At 40.0% G+C, this 20,171-nt stretch carries 22 protein-coding genes and 3 pseudogenes; 18 read left to right on the top strand and 7 right to left on the bottom strand.

All coding sequences use genetic code 11. The annotated features are described in order from the left end of the window. Positions 1–91 precede the first annotated feature (91 nt). Both ACBP55_RS18950 and ACBP55_RS18945 read right to left on the bottom strand, forming a co-directional pair. Positions 92–196 (bottom strand): annotated as a pseudogene (locus ACBP55_RS18950) (arginase family protein); the annotation flags it as partial. A gap of 262 nt (positions 197–458) precedes the next feature. After that, positions 459–1,313: a helix-turn-helix domain-containing protein gene (locus ACBP55_RS18945; RefSeq protein ID WP_464653188.1), complete on the bottom strand. Its 855-nt coding sequence runs from the start codon at positions 1,311–1,313 to the stop codon at positions 459–461. Between the two features lie 105 nt (positions 1,314–1,418). Here ACBP55_RS18945 and gap point away from each other — a divergent pair, with 105 nt between their 5' ends. Beyond that, complete coding sequence (gap, locus tag ACBP55_RS18940; protein WP_464653187.1) at positions 1,419–2,420, top strand: type I glyceraldehyde-3-phosphate dehydrogenase; 1,002 nt, start codon at positions 1,419–1,421, stop codon at positions 2,418–2,420. 320 nt (positions 2,421–2,740) lie between these two features. Then, positions 2,741–2,914, top strand: a pseudogene (locus ACBP55_RS18935) (NAD-dependent epimerase/dehydratase family protein); the annotation flags it as partial. Positions 2,915–3,685: 771 nt separating this feature from the next. Here ACBP55_RS18935 and ACBP55_RS18930 read toward each other — a convergent pair. Next, entirely contained in the window at positions 3,686–4,237 is a 552-nt protein-coding gene (locus tag ACBP55_RS18930) for a TetR/AcrR family transcriptional regulator (RefSeq protein ID WP_464653186.1), read from the bottom strand. Between the two features lie 148 nt (positions 4,238–4,385). On the opposite strand from ACBP55_RS18930, the gene ACBP55_RS18925 reads away from it, so the two are divergent. The 5 genes from ACBP55_RS18925 (at position 4,386) to ACBP55_RS18905 (ending at position 7,022) form a co-directional block, all read left to right on the top strand. Then, positions 4,386–4,823 carry a ketopantoate reductase family protein gene (locus ACBP55_RS18925; protein WP_464653185.1) on the top strand — a complete coding sequence of 146 codons (438 nt, stop codon included), beginning with the start codon at positions 4,386–4,388 and terminating at the stop codon, positions 4,821–4,823. A gap of 32 nt (positions 4,824–4,855) precedes the next feature. Next, a complete protein-coding gene (locus ACBP55_RS18920; protein WP_464653184.1) occupies positions 4,856–5,308 on the top strand; it encodes a hypothetical protein in 453 nt (150 codons plus the stop codon). Between the two features lie 239 nt (positions 5,309–5,547). Next, a complete protein-coding gene (locus ACBP55_RS18915) occupies positions 5,548–6,084 on the top strand; it encodes a hypothetical protein (protein ID WP_464653183.1) in 537 nt (178 codons plus the stop codon). A gap of 143 nt (positions 6,085–6,227) precedes the next feature. After that, positions 6,228–6,461, top strand: coding sequence for a hypothetical protein (locus ACBP55_RS18910; protein WP_464653182.1), 234 nt, complete (start codon positions 6,228–6,230; stop codon positions 6,459–6,461). Between the two features lie 150 nt (positions 6,462–6,611). Then, positions 6,612–7,022, top strand: coding sequence for a GNAT family N-acetyltransferase (locus tag ACBP55_RS18905; protein WP_464653181.1), 411 nt, complete (start codon positions 6,612–6,614; stop codon positions 7,020–7,022). A 76-nt stretch (positions 7,023–7,098) separates the two neighbouring features. Here the strand turns inward: ACBP55_RS18905 and ACBP55_RS18900 are convergent, their stop codons facing one another. Continuing rightward, entirely contained in the window at positions 7,099–9,408 is a 2,310-nt protein-coding gene (locus tag ACBP55_RS18900) for a YcdB/YcdC domain-containing protein (protein WP_464653353.1), read from the bottom strand. Positions 9,409–9,799: 391 nt separating this feature from the next. On the opposite strand from ACBP55_RS18900, the gene ACBP55_RS18895 reads away from it, so the two are divergent. The 4 genes from ACBP55_RS18895 to ACBP55_RS18880 all read left to right on the top strand — a co-directional run bounded on the left by ACBP55_RS18895 (position 9,800) and on the right by ACBP55_RS18880 (position 12,467). After that, the gene (locus ACBP55_RS18895) at positions 9,800–9,973 is read left to right on the top strand and encodes a hypothetical protein (RefSeq protein WP_464653180.1); all 174 of its coding nucleotides are present in this window, start codon (positions 9,800–9,802) and stop codon (positions 9,971–9,973) included. A gap of 233 nt (positions 9,974–10,206) precedes the next feature. Next, complete coding sequence (lepB, locus tag ACBP55_RS18890; RefSeq protein ID WP_464653179.1) at positions 10,207–10,857, top strand: signal peptidase I; 651 nt, start codon at positions 10,207–10,209, stop codon at positions 10,855–10,857. Between the two features lie 123 nt (positions 10,858–10,980). Further along, positions 10,981–11,439, top strand: coding sequence for a hypothetical protein (locus ACBP55_RS18885; RefSeq protein WP_464653178.1), 459 nt, complete (start codon positions 10,981–10,983; stop codon positions 11,437–11,439). Positions 11,440–11,849: 410 nt separating this feature from the next. Beyond that, the gene (locus ACBP55_RS18880; protein ID WP_464653177.1) at positions 11,850–12,467 is read left to right on the top strand and encodes a hypothetical protein; all 618 of its coding nucleotides are present in this window, start codon (positions 11,850–11,852) and stop codon (positions 12,465–12,467) included. Between the two features lie 216 nt (positions 12,468–12,683). On the opposite strand, the gene ACBP55_RS18875 is transcribed toward ACBP55_RS18880, so the two are convergent. Both ACBP55_RS18875 and ACBP55_RS18870 read right to left on the bottom strand, forming a co-directional pair. Continuing rightward, positions 12,684–12,914, bottom strand: coding sequence for a VOC family protein (locus tag ACBP55_RS18875; RefSeq protein WP_464653176.1), 231 nt, complete (start codon positions 12,912–12,914; stop codon positions 12,684–12,686). A 155-nt stretch (positions 12,915–13,069) separates the two neighbouring features. Further along, a complete protein-coding gene (locus ACBP55_RS18870) occupies positions 13,070–13,870 on the bottom strand; it encodes an N-acyl homoserine lactonase family protein (RefSeq protein WP_464653175.1) in 801 nt (266 codons plus the stop codon). 613 nt (positions 13,871–14,483) lie between these two features. Here ACBP55_RS18870 and ACBP55_RS18865 point away from each other — a divergent pair. From ACBP55_RS18865 to ACBP55_RS18840, 6 genes and pseudogenes are all read left to right on the top strand, one after another. Further along, positions 14,484–14,999, top strand: a complete 516-nt coding sequence (locus ACBP55_RS18865) for a hypothetical protein (RefSeq protein WP_464653174.1) — start codon at positions 14,484–14,486, stop codon at positions 14,997–14,999. Between the two features lie 25 nt (positions 15,000–15,024). Continuing rightward, complete coding sequence (locus tag ACBP55_RS18860; protein ID WP_464653173.1) at positions 15,025–15,162, top strand: hypothetical protein; 138 nt, start codon at positions 15,025–15,027, stop codon at positions 15,160–15,162. Positions 15,163–15,828: 666 nt separating this feature from the next. Then, complete coding sequence (locus ACBP55_RS18855; RefSeq protein WP_464653172.1) at positions 15,829–16,233, top strand: GNAT family N-acetyltransferase; 405 nt, start codon at positions 15,829–15,831, stop codon at positions 16,231–16,233. A 117-nt stretch (positions 16,234–16,350) separates the two neighbouring features. Next, positions 16,351–17,638: pseudogene (locus ACBP55_RS18850) on the top strand (IS110 family RNA-guided transposase). Between the two features lie 680 nt (positions 17,639–18,318). Next, positions 18,319–18,624, top strand: coding sequence for a histidine kinase dimerization/phospho-acceptor domain-containing protein (locus tag ACBP55_RS18845; protein WP_464653171.1), 306 nt, complete (start codon positions 18,319–18,321; stop codon positions 18,622–18,624). Further along, a complete protein-coding gene (locus ACBP55_RS18840; RefSeq protein WP_464653170.1) occupies positions 18,621–19,103 on the top strand; it encodes a sensor histidine kinase in 483 nt (160 codons plus the stop codon). The genes ACBP55_RS18845 and ACBP55_RS18840 overlap by 4 nt, the downstream gene beginning before the upstream one ends. A gap of 127 nt (positions 19,104–19,230) precedes the next feature. Here the strand turns inward: ACBP55_RS18840 and ACBP55_RS18835 are convergent, their stop codons facing one another. Further along, positions 19,231–19,632: a DUF6843 domain-containing protein gene (locus ACBP55_RS18835; RefSeq protein ID WP_464653169.1), complete on the bottom strand. Its 402-nt coding sequence runs from the start codon at positions 19,630–19,632 to the stop codon at positions 19,231–19,233. A gap of 188 nt (positions 19,633–19,820) precedes the next feature. On the opposite strand from ACBP55_RS18835, the gene ACBP55_RS18830 reads away from it, so the two are divergent. Further along, positions 19,821–20,108: a hypothetical protein gene (locus ACBP55_RS18830; protein WP_464653168.1), complete on the top strand. Its 288-nt coding sequence runs from the start codon at positions 19,821–19,823 to the stop codon at positions 20,106–20,108. Positions 20,109–20,171: the final 63 nt, after the last annotated feature.

Raw genomic sequence — 20,171 nt, 5'->3', positions numbered from 1 at the left:
TGAAAAGCTATTGGGACTTTTATTATTTAATTACTTAAAATAGGTATTTCAACAAGTAGTTTCTTCAGGTTAATAGCATCCCACGGCATCTTTGTTTAATCCAATCTTTCATCGATTCAGTTCTGTTTATTAACTCATGGGCTCCAGCCGTTCTAATACCTAGTCTTTGAATGATTTCTGTATCTTGTTCTGTAGGAACTTCTAGTCCCGCTGACACTAGCGGCACTGGCCGCGGGCGCACAGACCCGCGAGGGCGAGAAAAACCTCGAGACAATCCTTGAAAATATTTGATGCCGGTGGAGGGTGCTGAGAGCCACCATCCGAGAGAGGTCCGGTGGATCAGCAAACGCTGATCCACCGGTTTTTTTGTGATCGTATGGTGCCACCGCCGCGGGGCGGTGACCTCTGATTCAATGGTGGCCGCTGCAGCGCCCGCCGGCCAATGTCAAAACAATCCCTTATTGAGCAGTAGCGAACTGGCGGGAGGTATTCCGGTATACGGTTGGAGACAACCCTCTCTTAGCCGTAAATTGTTTGATGAAGTAAGTGTCATACTCAAACCCGGTGGCACGCGCAATTTCGTTCAAGCTCATACCCGTGTGGGTGAGAAGATCCCCCGCAACTTTCAAGCGATGCGACAGCAAATATCCCATTGCTGTACATCCGCATCTTTCCTGAAACATCTTATTAAGCGACACACGATTCAAGTGTGCGCATTTCGTTAAATCTTCCAAGGTGACTTTATCGGAATAATTGGTGTGTATATATTCCAGCACTAAATCAACTGGGGATTGTTCATTTTGGCGGTTCAAATCCTCAAGCACGCCCAATATCTGGATGAGGTATTTTTTTATTCTGCATACCCAGCGTGCATCGCTTTGCGCATACACTTCTGTTCCAAGCACAAAAAACCACTCAAATAATTGCGGATAGGCTTTCTCGGTAACAAAAGGTACTCCGGTGCGTGTTGGATTGCTCTGAAAAAGCGAAAGCCCTGTTTGTATTTTTAGATGGCTTGGAAAGTAATCTTCCGTTTCAGAAATCGAGATGCTATTAAGAAAATCGGGATGATAACTGAATGATTGCGCTGAGGCGTTATGCTTCTCAAGTATTTGTATCGTATCATCTTCGGACAAACACAGAACGCTGGGTGCTGAAACCGCTATCGGTCGTTCGTTGAGTACACCGTTGATGCTGCCGGACGTAACAAAGATTAATGTAAGCCGCTCCGGATAGGGAAGACAGTTCAAATCCTCGGCGGCAACAAATTCAATATTTACCGTTCTGTCTTTGTGGCGGTCGATTTGCGGCATGGTTCTCTCCTGACAGATAGTATAGTCAATTGCTTCACTTATAACAGTGTACCACAAAGATTCGAGGGATATAATTAACAAAGACGAAGAAAGGTGGTTATTATTATGGAAATCAACATTTCAATAAATGGTTTCGGCAGAATTGGCAGGCTTGCCTTTCGGCAGCTTTTTGGTGCGGAAGGATATCGGATTGCGGCCATTAATGACCTGACAAGTCCGAAGATGCTTGCGCATTTACTAAAGCACGACACAACGCAGGGACGTTATGACGAAAAAATTGATTACAGCGATAACAGCTTGATCGTGAACGGCGTGGCTATTCCGATTTATGCCGAAAAAGACCCCAGCAAACTTCCGTGGAAAGAATTACAAGTTGATGTGGTCCTGGAGTGTACAGGCTTTTTCGCGTCAAAAAAAGCGTCGGCAGCGCATATTGAGGCGGGTGCAAAAAAAGTGGTTATCTCAACCACCGCTGGGAAAGATGTTCCCACCATCGTATATGGTGTTAATGAACACACGCTAACTAAAGAAGACACTATTGTTTCGGCCGCGTCCTGCACCACGAACTGCCTGGCTCCAATGGCCTATTACTTGAACGAGCTTGCGCCGATTAAAAAAGGATTTATGACGACGATACACGCTTATACAAACGACCAGAATACCCTTGACGGCCCTCACGCCAATGGCGACTTGCGCCGGGCGCGCTCTGCGGCCGGCAACATCATCCCAACGTCAACCGGGGCAGCAAAAGCAATAGGGCTCGTAATCCCGTCATTGGATGGCAAACTGGATGGTACATCCCAAAGGGTGCCGGTTATGGCCGGCTCCCTGACAGAATTGACAGCAGTTGTGAGCGATTCCGTGACCGTGGAGCAGGTCAACGAGAAGATGGAGAAATCCCAATCGGCTCAATACGGATATACAGAGGAAGAGCTTGTTTCGTCCGATATTATCGGCATGACTTACGGCGGCTTGTTTGACGCTACGCAAACAAAGGTATCGGAGCTAGGAACAGATACCCTGGTGAAAATAGCGGCATGGTACGATAACGAAAACTCTTTTACCAGCCAAATGATTCGCACCGCCAAATATCTCGCGGAATTGTAATGGTAAGTGGACTATAATGTCCGCACAACTATAACTATAAAACAAAACAAGCCGAAGGTTGAGGTTGACGGGCTTTTCGGCTTGTTTTGTATGTTTTAGAACAAATATCTCAAAATGGTTACGATTACTGTTAGCACGGTTCCGAGCAGGCTGCGGTGAGAGCGGCTATTAGTTTTATGCCGAAGATAAGCTCTAAGCACTTACCGATATATAAGACATCTAAAAACACTTTAAAGATATTAGCTTTAAGCAATTGATCATCCGAACTAATCATCATCCTATACCTGATAAACCAAGGGAGGAAAGAAAAGATGAAAAATATGCGTGTTTTTGTCACAGGAGCGACGGGATTCATCGGTTCTGCCGTCGTCCGCGAACTCATCGATGCCGGGCACCAGGTCGTCAGCCTTGCCCGCTCAGACAAGGCCGTCGCAGCATTGACGGCGGCCGGAGCCGAGGTGCACCATGGTACCCTCGACGACCTCGACAGCCTTGTTGGAAAATCTTCCTTATTTTCGTCAGTCGATTGAAGATCAAAAGAAATCTGTCGATAGCTCAATTCATAAATCCCGCAACATCAAGGGGGGCAGTCTAACGCTATATTTTCTCAAGACAACGCTGCAAAAGTCCATTTTCTTCAGAAAACAATAGAGTAATAAAACGAGCTTCTAGAATCACTTCTAAAGCTCGTTTCGCATTTAGGGAGACATTACAAGTTAGTTTAGTTTGAAAAAGGCATATACTTTAATCATTTAAACAAATGAGCAGATCCCACAAGTGCGACTTGACCCACCTGAAAATATGTTCTTTATTTTATCATAAAACCATGTTCATGATTAACAGCCCACTTGCTAAAAAGACTGCCCATAATTTTCACGCATTTCTCACTTTGTTTGTTAAGGTATGATCCTAATGCTACTTCAACAGAGCCCATATCTTGGTGGAAATTGTAAGGAAAAAATAAAGTTCTAGACTGAAAAATAAAGTGCTAGACTCAGCAAATAAAGTTGTAGACTGAGAAAACAAAGTATTAGACTGACGATGCTTCATTAAGCTAACGGGTAGGAGGTTTAAGATCAATCTCGGTGAACCGTATCACAAATAGAGGCAATTTCTCTGAAGAAAAACTTGCAGAAGTCTGTATATACAGAAAGCGGACCCTTAAGAGTAGGTTAGGTCAGTCTTTATGGAGTATATTGTGTAAACAAGCTTATGCGCGCTTTTTTATTGTTATACAACATATGGATTTGGTTTGAATGACAGACTCATTCTTTAAAATAGGGCGTAATCCCTCTTGAATATAGGTTCTCCACTAACTTGAAAAATTCTTCTGACGATAAATCCTGTTGACGCTGGAGCCAAAGACGAAATAAAGAAAGGGAAGTTGTCAGGTAAAACTCAATTAAGTATGGCGTTAAGGAATGGTTTTTCGGAACGTTTAATTCTAATTGATCCAAAGTGATTTCTTTTTTTAATCGTTTTAAAAAACGGGCACTTCCATAATCACCCAAAAGGGCATTAAGAACCAGGAGATGTTCTCTTTTGTCCAGACAATAGAGCGTATCTTGAACCGTATGCATCGATAGCTCTTTATTCGCCAATTCTTTTTTCATGTCATTCAATAAGTCATTTTCAACAGAGTCTAACAATTCGTAAATGTCAGTAAAGTATTGATAAAAGGTGCTGCGGTTATATCCTGACTTATTCGCAATTTCCTGAACCGAAATTTTCTCAATCGGCTTTTGGCTATATAACTCACAAAAAACTTCTACAAACCTTTGTCTTGTTTTCTCCGTTATTTGGGGTTGCTTTTTCATGTTTCCCTCCTACTAGCGAATAAGAATATCATCCCACAAATAATAAAAAACTGATGGTTGATCAAGGAATAATGAAGATTTATAATCACATCATACAACATGTTGTCTGATAATCAAAAGGAAATGTTAATAAGTAGGGGTGGTTTTAATGTCAGCAAAACAAGATAGAATTTTAATTTTTGGTGCAGGTGTCATCGGGAGCATGTACGCAATTAAGCTTATTGAAGCAGGGTTTGACGTTAGCCTGTTTGCACATTCTAATAGATTTAAATCATTAAGAGAAAATGGCCTGCAATATAAAGAAAAAGGTACAGTTAGATCGATACAAGTGAATGTCATTGATACGCTCGAAAATGACGATGTATACGATTTTATTTTCGTTACCGTTCGTTATGATCGGTCCGAATCAGCGTTGTTAGCGCTAAAAGATAATCAAAGCAAAAATATAGTTACGATGACTAGTAATTCAATTGGATTTTCTTCGTGGCTGGATATCGTAGGGGATAGACTTTTACCAGCTTTTCCGGCTTCGGCGGACAGATTAAAGATGGAGTATTGCATGCTCGATTTCTACCAAAGATTATAGTGGCAACTGCATTTGGAGAAATTAATGGTGTAGTGACAGAACGCATAGAAAACCTCGCAAAATTATTTAAAACAGCAAAGCTTCCCTACGTTATTAAAAAGGATATGCAAGCGTATCTAATCACACATTCCGTATCAGACATTGCCATGTTGAGCGTTTTGCATTCTGAGAATAAGATAATTGACAAAAAAACAGCCAGAACCAGAAAGACGGCACGCAAAATAACAGTCACTTTAAAAGCGTATCTAAGGGCAATACAAAAAGCTGGCGTTTCAATTGATCCACCAATGCTTAAAATGGTGCTTAAATTTCCAAACTTATTTTTGGATCTTTTCTTTATGACATGGCTACGAACTAAAATGGTTAGGGATATGATGTTGCCGGATTATGCGAATAATGCTAACAATGAGATTGTGCAGCTGAGTAATGATTTAATGAAATTTTTAAGTCAAAATGATATCAAATCGGAAATACATGTTCAGTAATTTTTTTTGTTAAAATATTATGGTAATTTTTAATTTATTTTCATTAAATCCTTCAATTGGGCATTAATCTGAATATGAAAATCGAAATATATAGTTTTTTCGTAGCATCCTTGACTAAACTAACGGGAAACGATACTTGAACGGCTGCCACAAAGCAGCCGTTAACGGGCAGTAATGTTGAATCGACGTTCCTCTAATGGGAGATAATATTATATAATCATTCCCATTGGAGGAAATATATGAGAAAAATTGGATTGCTCCTTATGCTGATGTTTTGCCTAGCATTGTTAAATCCCTTTTTACCACAATTAAGAGCGAAAATGTCTGTAATATCGCCAGAGAGAATGCTTAACACATCAGATTACATTGTAGTTGGGGAAATTAAAAAGAACGTTACTACAAAAAAACAAACTACTGAATATACAGCGATACACAAGGAAGTAATGATTTCAATCGAGTCCGTTCTAAAAGGTGATATGGCTCAAAAGGAAATTGTATTAAATAGAGATTCCCGAACAGATCTCATAAATCCAGGTGCTGTTAACTATGATTTCCCTGAAAAAGGCACAAAGGTTATGCTTTTGTTAAAGAATTATGAAGGAAGTGGGATATCACTTACGTATGAGAATAGTATTTGTGTAATTAAAAAAGGCAAGATTCAACTTTATAATGGTATGGGATTCGGGGGCGGTTCAAAGACAAGTATGGTGAATTTTTATCCAAACGATTATGAGAAAGCTTACCAAGCCTTTTATGACAAAGCTGTAACCCATTAAAAGTGGGAAACCACAAAAAGCGCCATCATTCGATGGTTCTTTTTAAACTAACGGTGAACGCTAGCACAACAATAAGCATTAAGATTAAACCCTCCCAATTCTAGCAAAGCTAGAGATAACTTATACTTGGGAGGGTTTTTATTATGACATTGAAGGAGTTATGGATGCTGTATGAAGCTGACAAACGTATCCTGGGGTTCAGCACGCATACAATGAAAGCATACTTTCTACAACTAAATATGTTGATTCGTGAACTGGGTAATCTGGAGATTGAAGAAATCTCTTTAAACTTGCTAAAAGATTACTTTGCAAGGGTATCTGTTGCTACTCAACTAAAGGGCGCGTGGCAGGTGGTGCTGGGTTTGTTTTTTCATTGAAGTATCGGGCAGGTTATGAGGTATTATAAGTATGAATAACATTTATAAACCCATTTTTCGAAAGGTAATCGGCAGCCTGTTCAAGTAACGGGAGGGTAGTTTCAAGATAGAGTAGAACTTTAATTAGAATAGACAAAGGAGGATAATAAATTGAATCAAGAAATAATAATTAATCTGCCAATAGAAGCAGTTGAAGTCCCCAATTTAAGAGAACTGGTTGGTTGGGACGGCAGACATTCAGATTATCCAACATTATTCGAACGTTGTAACTTTTGGGCTGGTCTCAGAGATGAGGGAAATAAACTTATAGCATTCGGCTATGTTGCGGGGATGGGGTTGCAACACGGGTACATGGAAGACATAATTGTACACCCGGAATTTCAGAAAAAAGGAATTGGCGAAGCCTTAGTTAGGAAATTACTGCAAGAGGCAGAACTTGTCGGGATAGAGATTGTAACATTGACATACGATTCAAAACATACATTCTTTTATACAAGGAGTGGATTCACTCCCTGTTCTGGGGGATTATGGAGGAAAAAAGTAAACTTCGAAGAACGATAGTTAAAATAATCAGCGACAGTCTAAGACTGTAATTAATAGTCCCAGGCTGTCGCTGCTTCGATTTTTGAGAGTCAGTCTAATATTGTCCAATGGTTTGATCAAGTTTGTCTTGTAAGTGGACAAGACGCATAGTGACTGTAGCCGCTACCGCTTTGCTAACTTTAGCTAATGGCTCAAATGCGCCATTGGATCCTTCCATAATCCCTAGCTCAACGGCTAATGCTACATCGGATTTGTTAGATATTAAATTGCTGTCTGTGAATGGCAGTTCTTTTAAGGTGGGAGCCAAGACGCTCGACAGTTTATTGTATTTTAGAATATGAATCAATGAAGATGCCAAAGCTTCCCGTGTTAATTCTTGATCTGCGTTTAAATTACCATTCGGATTCGCATCCAGCCATTTTTGTTGAATGAATGTACGGACGGCATCAAAATAAGGGCTGCTCTCATTGATATCGGCAAAAAGTGGCTTATCGCTTCTATTTCCACTGTAATAATTTTTGTATTGTGGCGTCAAGGCTGTTGCCATCATCGTCAACCAGTCCCCATATTTGATGGTTTGGTCGGGGTTCAACTTACCTGATTCATCTGTAGTAAGGATCAGATATTGGATCATTGTCTCAAGATCTTGTTGTGCCCAGTGGCCAGAAATATCGGTTGGCTTCACGGAAGACTGCGAGGCTAAAGTCGGATTGGACCAAACGGGTTTCCAAGTGCCATCGGTCGCGTCCAGTGCTTTGTAAGTCAAACTGCTGTTTTTCAAAACTTGATTGTATACCAATTTGGCAACCGGTTGTTCATATGTATTACTGGAAGTGTACCCACCAAACGAATTTAGCTGTAAATCGAGTTTCGTAGAATCCCAAATTTGGGTCAGCGCATGTTCCTTAGATAAGTTAAGCTTCAAAGCACCCATAACCTGGTCATCCAAAAGCGTCTTATTTGCATAATAGTTAGTCACATTCCCCTGTAAATCTAATGTTAAGTTTACATTGTCTCCATTGACTGCCGCCCCTTTATAAAATCTTTGAAACGTAAATGAATAATTTTGTGGTGGGTTAGATGAAACATCCAGGCGGTTGATGGGATCCATTCGTTTTAAATCTTCACTAGCATTGGGATAAATGAGATTGATCACTTCCTCAGCCCGCTGCTGTGCCGCTTCTTTTGAGATGGAAGGCTCATTTGATGGTGGTTTAGCAGCGGCAGGGTAAGGGCCATAGATATCTGTCGAGTAATTTAAAATAATTCCGGTTTGAGCGTCTACAGTAGCTCTATTGGATCCAAAAGGTCCCATTCTAAGTTCTTCATTTCCCCAAGTAAACGACCAGATTTTATGATTATCACCATTCCAACCCTCATTGAGTGATTTTTGCAGAAGCTTCTTTTCTTTCAGTATAGGGATAGCTTGTTCCACGATTTGAGCAGCTTGTTCATCGGTCAATTCTCCATTTGCCGTGACAGGGGTAAATATATTAACTTTTTTAGGTACAGATACATAATTGGATCCTTGATTGGCTGGCGAGCCTAGCGTCACAAATTGCCCAGTTTGTGCATCAATCGGCTGAAGGTTTGGCACATATCCCAACCACCAGGACTGGATTTTATTTCCTCCTTTACGGATCGGGATGTATTGCAATTCTGCCGCTTGATGTTCCTTGGCAAACGTCATCGCTTGTTCCAACGTTATTTTGGGTTCAGTGGACGGATAATTGCTCAATTGAAGGACTTTTTGGAACTGTAAGACATTTCCGTCCCCGTCTAGCGTTACTGTAACCCCGCCATCATTTAATTTCACGCCATGAATGATAATATTGAAATTGAAATTATATTGAACAGGCCCAAACAAAGAATTTCGGCTTTGATTCTGTGTATTATCATCGTTCAGTTGTAAAGTATCGGACGTAATAGAAGGGGCAGCCTGAAGGATAAAGTCTTTAGCGAGCTGCTGTGCTTCTTCTTTCGTTATTTTGGGTGGGAAATGGCTGATGCTGCGCGGATCGTTAAGAGGAGGAATGTACATTTGCAGTAAGTCGCCATTCATGGCATCCACTCTGCTGTTGAAACCAGAACTACCATTTTCTGTTTTGAATTGCCACTGAATCGTCCAGACTTTCTCATTACGTGGGGGGTATGTGTTGGGATCCCCGAAATCAACAGATTGCACAGTAGCCTCTTTTATTGCAGGAAACAGCTTTCTTGTCCGTTCAACAGCCTGATCTTTCGAAATTTTTGCATCAGCAGGATTTAAACTTGTGGTATCTGAAACCATTTTGCTTGGAGTCGTAGTGCCAATATCCGCTGCTAATGCACTTGAAGCAATTATACTTACTCCTGTAATTGTTATAAGCATTGATTTGCCAAGCGTGTTCAGCGTTTGTTTCATTTTTTTCAATCCATTCACTCCTTAAAACTATATTTTGGAAAAACAAATACACTTCCTTTTACGTACAAAAATGAGAAAAGTTTCTATTTTTAAAGTGCTTAATAGGCCTCTTGTAATTTGCGTTTAAAAAGTACCTATTCCGATCCTGAGCGGGCTTATTTCTCGTGTGCTGCTAATTACCGTAATGATGGTTTCCATTTGAAACTTGAGGCGGCTGAAGTAACGGGCAGAAGAACGTGGTGATAGCTTATGTTAAAGCTACCACTTTTTTAGTTGTTTGGGAGTGAGACGCAACTATCAATGTCTTTGAAGCGTCTAAATATATGGGATTATTTGTTAGTAAGGAGTTGTGTATGTTATATGCAGAGAGCAATCTGAGAGGTGAAATATAATGCAGAAGAGAGTGCGCAAAGCAATAATATTGGGATTAGCAGGTGGGGTTAGTTGGGCAGTAGTTAACTATCTTTTTAATAAAAATATAAGTGCTAGTATGGTTGGAGGAGCAATTTGGTTTATTGTAACTATTTTATTAGCTTGGATTTCCCCAAAAACTAAACAAAACTAATGTTTTGAACTTTATTTTTGAGAACATAAAGAGAGATCGTTGAGCTAACGGCGAATTTTAGTGGAGTAGCTTGCTTTTGCGGCGGCTCCTCTATTTGTTCATTAAAGTAACAGGCTAGTGGATAATCTAATTAAAACAAAATGTTCGAAGAAAATTAGGAAATATCCTGGTAAAATGACTGTGATTTCAGAATAAAATAATTTATAGTGTTACGAATTTTGGGGGTGGGAATAGTGCGTGGAATCCCAGCAGTGATGTTAAGCATTGTAATACTAACTGCATGTTCTCAAAAGCCTTTGCGTGATAATTCAACTAAACAGGATATCAGCAATATTAGTCTCACTAAAGGCATGAATGTTTTCCACCATGGTTACGACAACATGGACCGAGGTCATCATGAATTTGATGGTACTGACATTGTTGTTGACGAAACTTATTACCAAAACCATTCTGTTCAAAGAGGAGACATCATTTATTATAAAAACCCGAAGTTGGCGAACTCGAAAATAAATTTAAGTGAGAATGAAATCTCAAGAGTTGTTACTCTGCCTGGTGAAAAAATTCGAATTGACAAAGGTCAGATTTATATTGATGGAAGAAAACTTGATACCTTCTATGGTCAAGCACACAGACTCGGAATGAACATTGAAGAACTGCAAAAGGCATCAAATCGAACTGATTTATCTGATAATATCCGCAATAATTTTAAGGGGAATGCAAAAGACATTTTAGAAGGCAACGAAACAAATATAAATGAGTTGAAGATTCCCGAGGGACAATATTATATTATTGGAGACGACTGGTTTCGCAGTGCGGACAGCAGATATTTTGGTACAATTTCAAAAAGCAACATTCTCGGAAAAGTAATTGGTTATAAAGAATAGCAATAAAAATAAGTTCGTAGACATTCTTAGTTTGAGTATGCGAAATGTGTTTGTTACGCTAACGGGCAGAATACTTCCAATATGTGGTATATTTAGATAAGGGATTTGAACAAGGGAGGTGCTATGTTGAGGGAAGTAAAGAATTTGGTTAAGAGTCCTTCAAGGATTGGAACCATTATAGGCATGATTGCTATTATATGTAGTCAATCTATCCTTGTAGTGAGATCATGGGATCAGATAAGTGTATACTACGCTTCGTTAACGGTGATTCTTCTGTGTTTAGTTGTACTGTTACTCGCATTGTACAGAACATTCTTCAAGAAACCAACCGAGTTATGCTTATTCAATGACCAAATTATATTAAATGGAATTTTAATTAATTCGGGGGATATTAAAGTGATAATGACTAAGGGATACTTTAAACCTGTTATCGGGATATTACCTCACAGGAGGAAGATCGTCCCATTAGATATGGCATTTAGGTATTCAAGGGATGAAGATAAAGGTATCACGGATTTAAAGAATTGGGCAAACATGAACAATGTAAAGATGGTCAATAAATCGTTTCAAACGTGGATATAAGTATATTTCTTAACACGATTTGGTATAATCATTTCCTTTTACTATTAACAAAAGGGTAACATGCTTGTCCGTTACGTTCCCTCGGAAAACGATAGCTCAATAAAAAACAGCTAAAAAGTAGCGAAAAGAATTCTTATATAGTTTCGAGCCTTTTGAGATAACACATATGAAGAAGGGGGATGACGGTTTCTTTGAGTTAACAGTTTTCGCAACGGTTCACGAAGTCATAAACAATGAAAAAATGAAAGCTGAAGCGTATCAAATCAGATTCAAAACTATAGTTCAATTACGACATGAAGGCAGCCTCACACGATCGGCTGCCTTTGTCTGTTGAAGTAACGGGAGGATAGCTTAGTGACGAAATAGCATTATAATTATGGGGTATTAGAAACCAGACAAGAGGTGTTTTAATGTCCGAATATTCTCAAATACAAACTTATATCAAGAGTAACCCGGAAAATTTCAAGTGCGTTATAAAGCGATTTGCAGAAGTGTTAGAATCTCTGGGACTGGACTCTAAATACTTCACAACTGAGCAGGAATGGGAACTATTACACACTACGTGGCTTGGTGGTGACGCAGAAGAACAGTTATTCCATAATGATGGGGGCCAACTTCATATTCGACCATATGTGACGGGGTGGACCCCAGAGGTAAGGAAAGAACTCCAAGATACTTGGTTAGAAGTTAGTTTACTATTCTTGACAGTAGAAATTGAAAATCGAATTGGACAGCTAAAAGATGAACACAAATCGCTCATATGGGCAATGATGGAAAAGTTCTCAAAGGAATTTACAGAAAGTGGAGTATATTTCACAAACGAAGCTACGGACGGAAGACCTTGGGAAGCTTTAATATGTGGGGAAAATGAAGACAAATGGGAATTTGATGCAGCGATTTTGCCTGAAAATTTGTCTCAAATATATAAGGGTTATCCTACTGAAATGTTCATTAGTATTAATGGAAAAAGAACTTTTGTTGCCAGGAAAGCTATCTGGAGGAGTGCACCTTGGTTGACAATTGATTAAGCTAACGGATAACGTTAATTACATACACAACCAAGATGAGGCTGCCAGCATGATCGGCAGCCTTTGCTCAACTAAAGGGCAGAATAGTTGAAGACCGCCGACTTGCTAGTGACGATCACCGGTATACTGTCGGCCAGAGTCATAGATTTGATATGGGGCGCACCGTCCTAAGGGCAGCGGTAGGGCTCTCATTACTAATGGTTATAGCAGGTCACCTCAAAAAGAATTCCGCCCAGAGCCTTGAAATTCAGGGTGTACCCCCCTTATCATTCCAGGCTCATTTTCCGATTCAATGCCGGCTGCCGCAAGTTTCGTATAGAACTGATCGATCTCGGTCATCGTTTCGACATAGAACCCTAGATGGAAGTCCTTGGGGTAAAGATCTACTTCGTCTTGGTCGGACCGTAAGTTGCTAAGAACCAGGGTAAACCCATGACCGTCGGTCATTGCGGCAATGAAATCCCCTTTTTGATCTAATAGTTGAAAGTCGAAAACATTTTTGAAAATACTATTTCCTCTGACAGATCGTGTACACATAAATTCAAATGGTTAAGTTTCATTTGATGATCTCCTCTCCGTAAAATCCTATTTTCTTATAACACTCAAAGGCTGGCTTCCTTGACGAGCGGATCGTGATTGGCGATAACCGCTATGCAATCATCTCTTTGAGAAAATTCACGAATCCATTTCAAAGATTGGGATGCCATTTCGTCATCGCTTGTGTAACCGGGCAGAACCATCTCACTCCACGATATCGCGGAATAGGCAGCATCGGAGACGAGCAGTACCCAACCGTCCTGAACGCGCACAAGAACGGAGATCAACCCATCTGTATGGCCGGGAGTCAGGATGAAGTAAATGCTTTCGTCGCCGTACAAGTCTTTCCCCAGTTTTAGGGGGCCGAATGGAATCGGATCAAGGGAAAAGGGGCGAATCGTGACCCCTTGACACTTGGCCTTTTGATGGGCTTTAGCAGCATTCCATTCGGGCTCGCTAACGATGAAAGATTGTGCGCCTTTAAGATGATGAATGCCGCTGATATGATCGACATCCATGTGACTTATCAAAACATATCTGAGCTGCTGAACCGGTTTGTTCCTTGCTTCCAATTGTTCTCGAATGGATTGTCCCGGGGGCAAAAGAGGATGGCAAATCTTATAAGCGTAGGGTCCTATGGCCGTCTCAGGCTCGGAACGAACCGCTTCGCTCCAACCTGCATCAACGAGAATATCTCCCTTTGGGTGTTCAATCAAATAGCAAGAAACAGGGAGCAGGAGTTGGTCTTTTTCCGCTCTTGATCCTACTGGTGGGACATCCGTTAGTTCCGCTGTTTTAAAAGCTAATCGTTGATCGACCTTTACATATCCACAGTGTAAAATATGCAATTTAGCGAACACATTCACAGCAAGTCACCTCCTAATCTAATGGCGTTCGAATAATCTAATGATGTTAGATTATAATAATGCGGTATACTTGTCAAGTAAAAGAGGTGAGAGCATTGGCTTGACCGAGTTCAAAACATGGAAGCCGCCTTTCTATTATTGGACGAGATTGGCCTGAAAGAATTAAGTATGAGGAAAATAGCAGACTAAATGCGGGTATAAACGGCATCCTATATTAGCATGTCAAAAACAAACATTAGGTCTAGATGAGGCTGTAAGATTCGAAATTCTGCGAAATGGAATTTTAATTTTTAGAGGTACGGACAACAAATTTTCTTTCTGCGCTTCCTAATGTGACCCGGTTTGCAGTTGATTGTATTACAGAGGCTGTCAATCTGGATGCCATTACCCAAAATTAAAATCGGTAAATATAGGTGTTTACTACCTGGATAGTTTCGAAATACTGAGCTATTTACCTAACACGCTGGAGACAATTATCTTAGGGCAGACGAAATCTAAGAAGCCCGATCTTGCCGTTCTTGAACGTTTTCGGGGATAGAAAAAAATTTATATCGAAGGCCATACCAAAAATATTGATGTAATTGGCTTACTGCACCAATTGGAAGATGTGACCTTGAGGTCCGTAACAACTACACATGTAGAATATCTGACTCCTTTGAAAAAAATGTGGTCACTTGATATCAAATTGGGTGGAATTAATAATTTTTCGGCGATAGAAGGAATGGAAAATATTAAGTATCTGGAACTTTGGCAAGTTCGTGGATTAAACGATCTGTCATTCATTTCTACCCTAACCGGTCTGCAATACTTTTTCCTTCAATCGCTTACTAATGTAGAGGTACTACCCGTATTGAGCGGCTTACCTAAGTTGAGAAAAATTTTTCTGGAAAGCATGAAAGGTCTGAAAAATATCAGTAGTTTGGGACAGGCACCAGCACTAACTGAATTCACACATTGGTTCCCAATGAATATGAAAATGGAGGACTACATTCCTCTATTAAGCAATCCTTCTGTTAAAAGAGTTAGCGCATACTTTGGCAGCGCCAAAATGAATGATGAGTTTGATAAAATTGTTGCACGTTACGGCAAGGCACGTGAAATGTTGTGGCAAGAGTTCCCTTTTGAGTAACAGAAACAATATGAGGTTGCGGTGTATGCCTGAACTCCCATGGAAGAACTGCAATACTTCCATAATCTGTGGTGCCGCGCTGCGGCATGGATGGCTAACGGGATACTATAGTACAACCAATAAAGTCAGGCTGCCTCTCACATCGGCAGCCATGCTGTATTAACGAATATAATAGTATATTAACAATGAAAGCTGCCTTAACCGATCAAGAATCGGATTGTTGAAGGTAGTTTTTCATTTTCATTTGGATGAAAAATTATCCATAATAACGACGGACTTCGCAATCAGGTATCCATATTCCCTTTTGCTCTATAGCAATTAAAGTCTCCTGTAATATCCGTTCGCGTTCAGGACGTTTTAATTGTCGTTGATGCTCGAGCATCAGAGAGATCGTTTTAGTTCTGAGTAAGGAAGCGATCCACTCTTTTTGTCTCAACTTTAAAGCGGAAAACTTCTTGTTAGTTTGAAGTAATTTTCCATTTACCCGAATATGATTTCTCAACACTTAAACCCCATTTTTTTGACATTCATGGTCTAAATCAAGGATACCATGCCTTTTTCTATTATAACTGATATTTCGAACCGTCACGACAAATTGCGGAGAGCTATTTTACGCAAACGAAGTACTCCCGTCATTGCCCCTGTGATGCCGTTAAACTATCGGGCAGTTTAACGCAAGCTCTCAGGATTAGTATGTTTAAGCAAGAGAGGTGTTTTTATGAATTCTCTATGTAAATGAATACAAATTCTTCTTCAGTCAATCCATATTCTATACATATTTTTAATGGTAATATAGGAACCGTAGATAGTATGAAAGGAAGTTATATGGATGAGTATTTATTACGCTTCAAGCATAGAGGATATCACTAAGGTTGCACTCCAAGAGTTATTCCTTTCGGTAGAATGGGAGTCTGGCAAGTATCCAAATGAGCTTTTACAAGCAATCAGAGGGTCTCATTCAATTGTTACAGCTTGGGAAGGAGGGAAGCTTGTCGGTTTAATAAATGCTTTGTCAGATGGTGTTTTAACGGTATATTTTCATTATATGCTTATTAATCCGAGTTATCAGAGTAAAGGTATAGGTAAGGAATTAATGAATATGATGCTTGATAGATATAAAGGGTGTAAAACAAAAGTATTAATTTCTTATCCTCATGCAGTGGATTTCTATAATAAATTTGGCTTTAATACAGAGGACGGAGCCACACCAATGTTTATTTCAAAGCTGATATGATTTAATTAAACATTCCTGTATAGCCTAAGAAATGGGCTTTGTCAAAAAAGGAGCGCCTCGGTATGATGGGTTTGTCGACGGGTAGATACCCAACACCATCAAGGAGGCGCTCTTACTATGAAGTTTAAGCAATCAGATGGACAAAATCAACGTATTGAACGAATTACCACTTCACATCTTGTTGTGGGTATTGATATGGCAAAGGAAACTCAAGTAGCTCAAGCTACTACTTATCGAGGAATTGTCCTTACAAACCAGCATCTTTCATTCAAAAACACACTTCAGGGATTTGAAAAATTACTTCGTTGGATGGAAGGCTTACAACAAAAACACCGGCTAAAGAACATCATAATTGGCATGGAGCCGACGGGACACTATTGGTACAGTTTGGCTAACTGGCTTGTAGAGAAAGGCTTAAACGTTGTTTTAGTGAATCCTGCAACGACGAAACGAAACAAGGAGAACCGAGATAATTGTCCTTCCAAAAGTGACCCGAAGGATGCCCTTGTTATAGCAGATGATGTTAGTCGGGGCTACTACTATGAATACATCCGACAAGCAACTCATTTTCAGAGGTTACGAACCCTAATGAATGATCGGGAATTTTGGGTCACAAATAGTGTTCGGATGCAGAATCGGATCATCCGCTGGCTGGATATACGCTTCCCTGAGTATGCTTCTGTGTTTAAAGATTGGACCTGTCCACGATCCATAGCTACACTCAAAGAGTTCCCGTCCCCGTTAGATCTAAAAGGTCAATCTACATCAGAAGTTATTACAGGTTGGCGAAAATATATGAAACGAGCTGGAGGCTCGACAGGTAATTCAGAAGGCAGCTGAACTACTCTCTAAAGCGGTTCAAAGCGTGGGGGAAACTGTAGCGCTGAATGAGGCCAAACAGGATCTACAACGCTTATTAGAAGAGTACGAGCGCATTGATGGTATATTGAACCAAATAGCTCAAGAAATCGCAGCTTTACTTGGTGAGGTCCCAATTGCTAGCCAACTTCGCTCCGTTAAAGGTCTGGGCACAATCTATATTGCAGCAATTTTGGCTGGTGCGGGTGATCTGAAGCAGTATGCTCACGGTCGTCAGTTGCTACGGAAAGCCGGTTTAAATTTGGCAGAGAGCATGTCTGGAAAGCGTAAGGGTCAGATCATACTCTCGAAACGAGGAGATTCCACACTTCGGAAATATTTGTATCTGGCTACCTTAACATTAGTTGGAACAAACCCTGTATTTAAGCAATTACATGAGAATAATGTGCAAGTTAGACATATGAGTAAGCAGAAGTCCATATTTAAATTGCTTGGAAAACTGGCACGAATCTTAGTCGGCATGGTGCATTCCGAGGAGTCGTTTACTCCCGAAAAAACGGTCATTCAGTATACTCAAGCTGCCTAACATCTTCGAATTAACGTAAATTGATTCATTCGCAGGACTTCAAACAAAGAAAGCACGGAGGACCGAGTTCGTTTTCCATAAGGGCACAGACCCATCCGCTAAACGCTATCGGTCTCCACACCTTGGATAGGTGTAACGAAGGAATGTAAGGGCGTCGACCCGTAGAGCCTTGGGATGGTCAATCTCCAGGGAATTGTGGAGTATGCGTGCAGTAGATTTTTAATGGGGAAATGTACCAATTGTTTCTTCTATTCCCGCATGCCTAAAAAGGGTAACTCTCGGTCGCGACAACTTTAGTATCCTTACGGCCATTGAATTCCAAAGTGGTGAAATCCTGCGAATGAGTGAGTTTACGTGAGATAAATCCTTAATACTGAGGGACGGAAAACGATAGTTGAACAAAAACAAGGAGCAGTTTTGCCCCGGCAGTTTGCTCCTTGTTTTATTAAGCTAAAGGGCAGGATAGTCGAGTAAAGATATGGTAAAATGGGTGTATAATATGCTCTCTTGATGGTTAAGGAGACCGACTTGGAATATTCTTAAGTCAATCGATGGAGTATTATACAAGGATAAGGTGTGATGCGGGTGACTGATTTCGAAACAGTGAGGATTTTGGAAATAGGATACAACATAATGGCGCACAAGATGAAATTGGTCTGCTCAGTAAAACCATCAATGGAATGCTTAAACGTATTCAAACGATTTATGGAGAATTAGATAATTCATATGCATCTCAACGACGTTTTGTAGCTGACGCGTCTCACGAACTGCGAACACCTCTTACCACAATTACGGGGAATGCCGAATTCCTTAAGAAAATATGGACATCTCTGGATAATCACCCTAGTAGATTACCCGAAGAAGAGGAAATTCGAATATCTGTGGAGGCTAGGCTCTTAATGACATTACGGATGAAGCAACAAGAATGGGGAGATTGGTTAATGATCTCCTGGCACTCGCCAGAGCGGATGCAGGTTTTCGAATGAAAAGTGAAGTAGTCGAATTTAAATCTATTGTCGATTCGGTAGTGAGAAAGGCACAATTAATTCCCAAGGGTGCTGAATTGAAAACTGAAAACTTAGATGTTCTGGAGAATACCATCGTATTAGGAGACAAGGATTACCTACAACAATTGCTTTTTATTTTTATCGATAACGCTTATAAATTTACTGCAGAGGGCTATGTTGAGATTAACGCCTTAAGAGATAAAGATAAAGTTGGATTAACGATTAGAGATACCGGTATTGGAATGGATCCTAACGAACTCCCTCACATATTTGATAGATTTTATCGAACTGATTCCTCAAGAGGGAAAACGCCGGGTACTGGTTTAGGATTATCAATAGCAAAGTGGATCTTGGAAGAACATAAGGGGACAGTCGATGTAATTAGCGGTAGAGGTAAAGGAACTTCGTTTTTAATATGGCTCCCTGTATATAACATTTCAAATGTGGAAGCCCAATAAAGCTGTGGCAACTCTAAGTGTAGACACATCTGAACAAAAGATGTGCCGCTGGGCATTGAACTAACGGGCAGGATAACGGAATGATGGTTCTCAAATTATTAATTATCAACCAATGCTCTTAGCAACATTATTGTTGTTTCACATAATTTTCGTATTGTTCTTTTGTACCAATAAAGAATGTTGCAACTGTATGATTATCTTCGCCTCCACCATGCGAAGACACCCCAGAAAAATGTTCGTGGCTTACTTTCTTACGCTGACCCTGATTGTCAACATAGTATACCTCAACAGGTCCACTTTCCATGGTATTTGAAGTTTTCAACTTACCTGACTTAGGTATGTGATAAATAAATGTATTTCTCTCTTTGGTAAGTGGTGGGTAATCTGATTGGTCAAAAGTAACTTCTACTTCTCCAACAAAGTTTTCTGGTAAGAGGTAAGTATGAAGTGGATTTTTATTTGTTGTAGTTATTAGAAAGATTAAGCCTAGTACCATGATTGTTAAGGCTATAAATACATACTTCTTCAAATGAAACTCCTCCTTTCAATGGGATAGTACATTAGTATTGACGCAGAAATTTACAAAAAGTTACCAATTCAATTCGTTGTAAATTGGTGGGAAACCGTTAAACTAACGGAAAACTTTAGTTAAGGGGTTTGCTTCGCGCAACTCACAATAAATTCATAGATAGCATCACAACAATATCGGAGGAAAAAATGGGCTACATTTGTCCAGTATGTGGTTATGATGAATTAGAAAAGCAACCTTATGATGAAAAGGGTAATGAATCATTCGAAATATGCATATGCTGTGCTTTTGAGTTTGGAGTTGATGATATGCTATATACCTTTGAAACATACCGAAAGGAATGGCTATCTAAAGGTGCGAAATGGTTGTTGCAGGCTACTAAGCATAGTGATAATTGGAACGCAGATGAACAACTAAAGAATATTGAAAAAATCAAACCAATGTACATCCCATACAATCGGCCACCAAAGCCCTAAGTTAACTGCAGAACAATAGCTCAATAACATCGGGGAGGGCAGAATAGTTCCAATTTATGGTAT

It is taken from the genome of Paenibacillus sp. WG02, assembly GCF_055396115.1.
This window is presented reverse-complemented; position numbering and strand designations above follow the sequence as displayed.

Coding starts and splice junctions, on each gene's coding strand:
- ACBP55_RS18945 (WP_464653188.1), bottom strand. CDS start 1,313: ATGCCGCAAATCGACCGCCACAAAGACAGAACGGTAAATATTGAATTT.
- gap (WP_464653187.1), top strand. CDS start 1,419: ATGGAAATCAACATTTCAATAAATGGTTTCGGCAGAATTGGCAGGCTT.
- ACBP55_RS18930 (WP_464653186.1), bottom strand. CDS start 4,237: ATGAAAAAGCAACCCCAAATAACGGAGAAAACAAGACAAAGGTTTGTA.
- ACBP55_RS18925 (WP_464653185.1), top strand. CDS start 4,386: ATGTCAGCAAAACAAGATAGAATTTTAATTTTTGGTGCAGGTGTCATC.
- ACBP55_RS18915 (WP_464653183.1), top strand. CDS start 5,548: ATGAGAAAAATTGGATTGCTCCTTATGCTGATGTTTTGCCTAGCATTG.
- ACBP55_RS18910 (WP_464653182.1), top strand. CDS start 6,228: ATGACATTGAAGGAGTTATGGATGCTGTATGAAGCTGACAAACGTATC.
- ACBP55_RS18900 (WP_464653353.1), bottom strand. CDS start 9,408: ATGAAACAAACGCTGAACACGCTTGGCAAATCAATGCTTATAACAATT.
- ACBP55_RS18895 (WP_464653180.1), top strand. CDS start 9,800: ATGCAGAAGAGAGTGCGCAAAGCAATAATATTGGGATTAGCAGGTGGG.
- ACBP55_RS18885 (WP_464653178.1), top strand. CDS start 10,981: ATGTTGAGGGAAGTAAAGAATTTGGTTAAGAGTCCTTCAAGGATTGGA.
- ACBP55_RS18880 (WP_464653177.1), top strand. CDS start 11,850: ATGTCCGAATATTCTCAAATACAAACTTATATCAAGAGTAACCCGGAA.
- ACBP55_RS18875 (WP_464653176.1), bottom strand. CDS start 12,914: ATGACCGACGGTCATGGGTTTACCCTGGTTCTTAGCAACTTACGGTCC.
- ACBP55_RS18860 (WP_464653173.1), top strand. CDS start 15,025: ATGCCTGAACTCCCATGGAAGAACTGCAATACTTCCATAATCTGTGGT.
- ACBP55_RS18855 (WP_464653172.1), top strand. CDS start 15,829: ATGAGTATTTATTACGCTTCAAGCATAGAGGATATCACTAAGGTTGCA.
- ACBP55_RS18845 (WP_464653171.1), top strand. CDS start 18,319: ATGCTTAAACGTATTCAAACGATTTATGGAGAATTAGATAATTCATAT.
- ACBP55_RS18840 (WP_464653170.1), top strand. CDS start 18,621: ATGAAAAGTGAAGTAGTCGAATTTAAATCTATTGTCGATTCGGTAGTG.
- ACBP55_RS18830 (WP_464653168.1), top strand. CDS start 19,821: ATGGGCTACATTTGTCCAGTATGTGGTTATGATGAATTAGAAAAGCAA.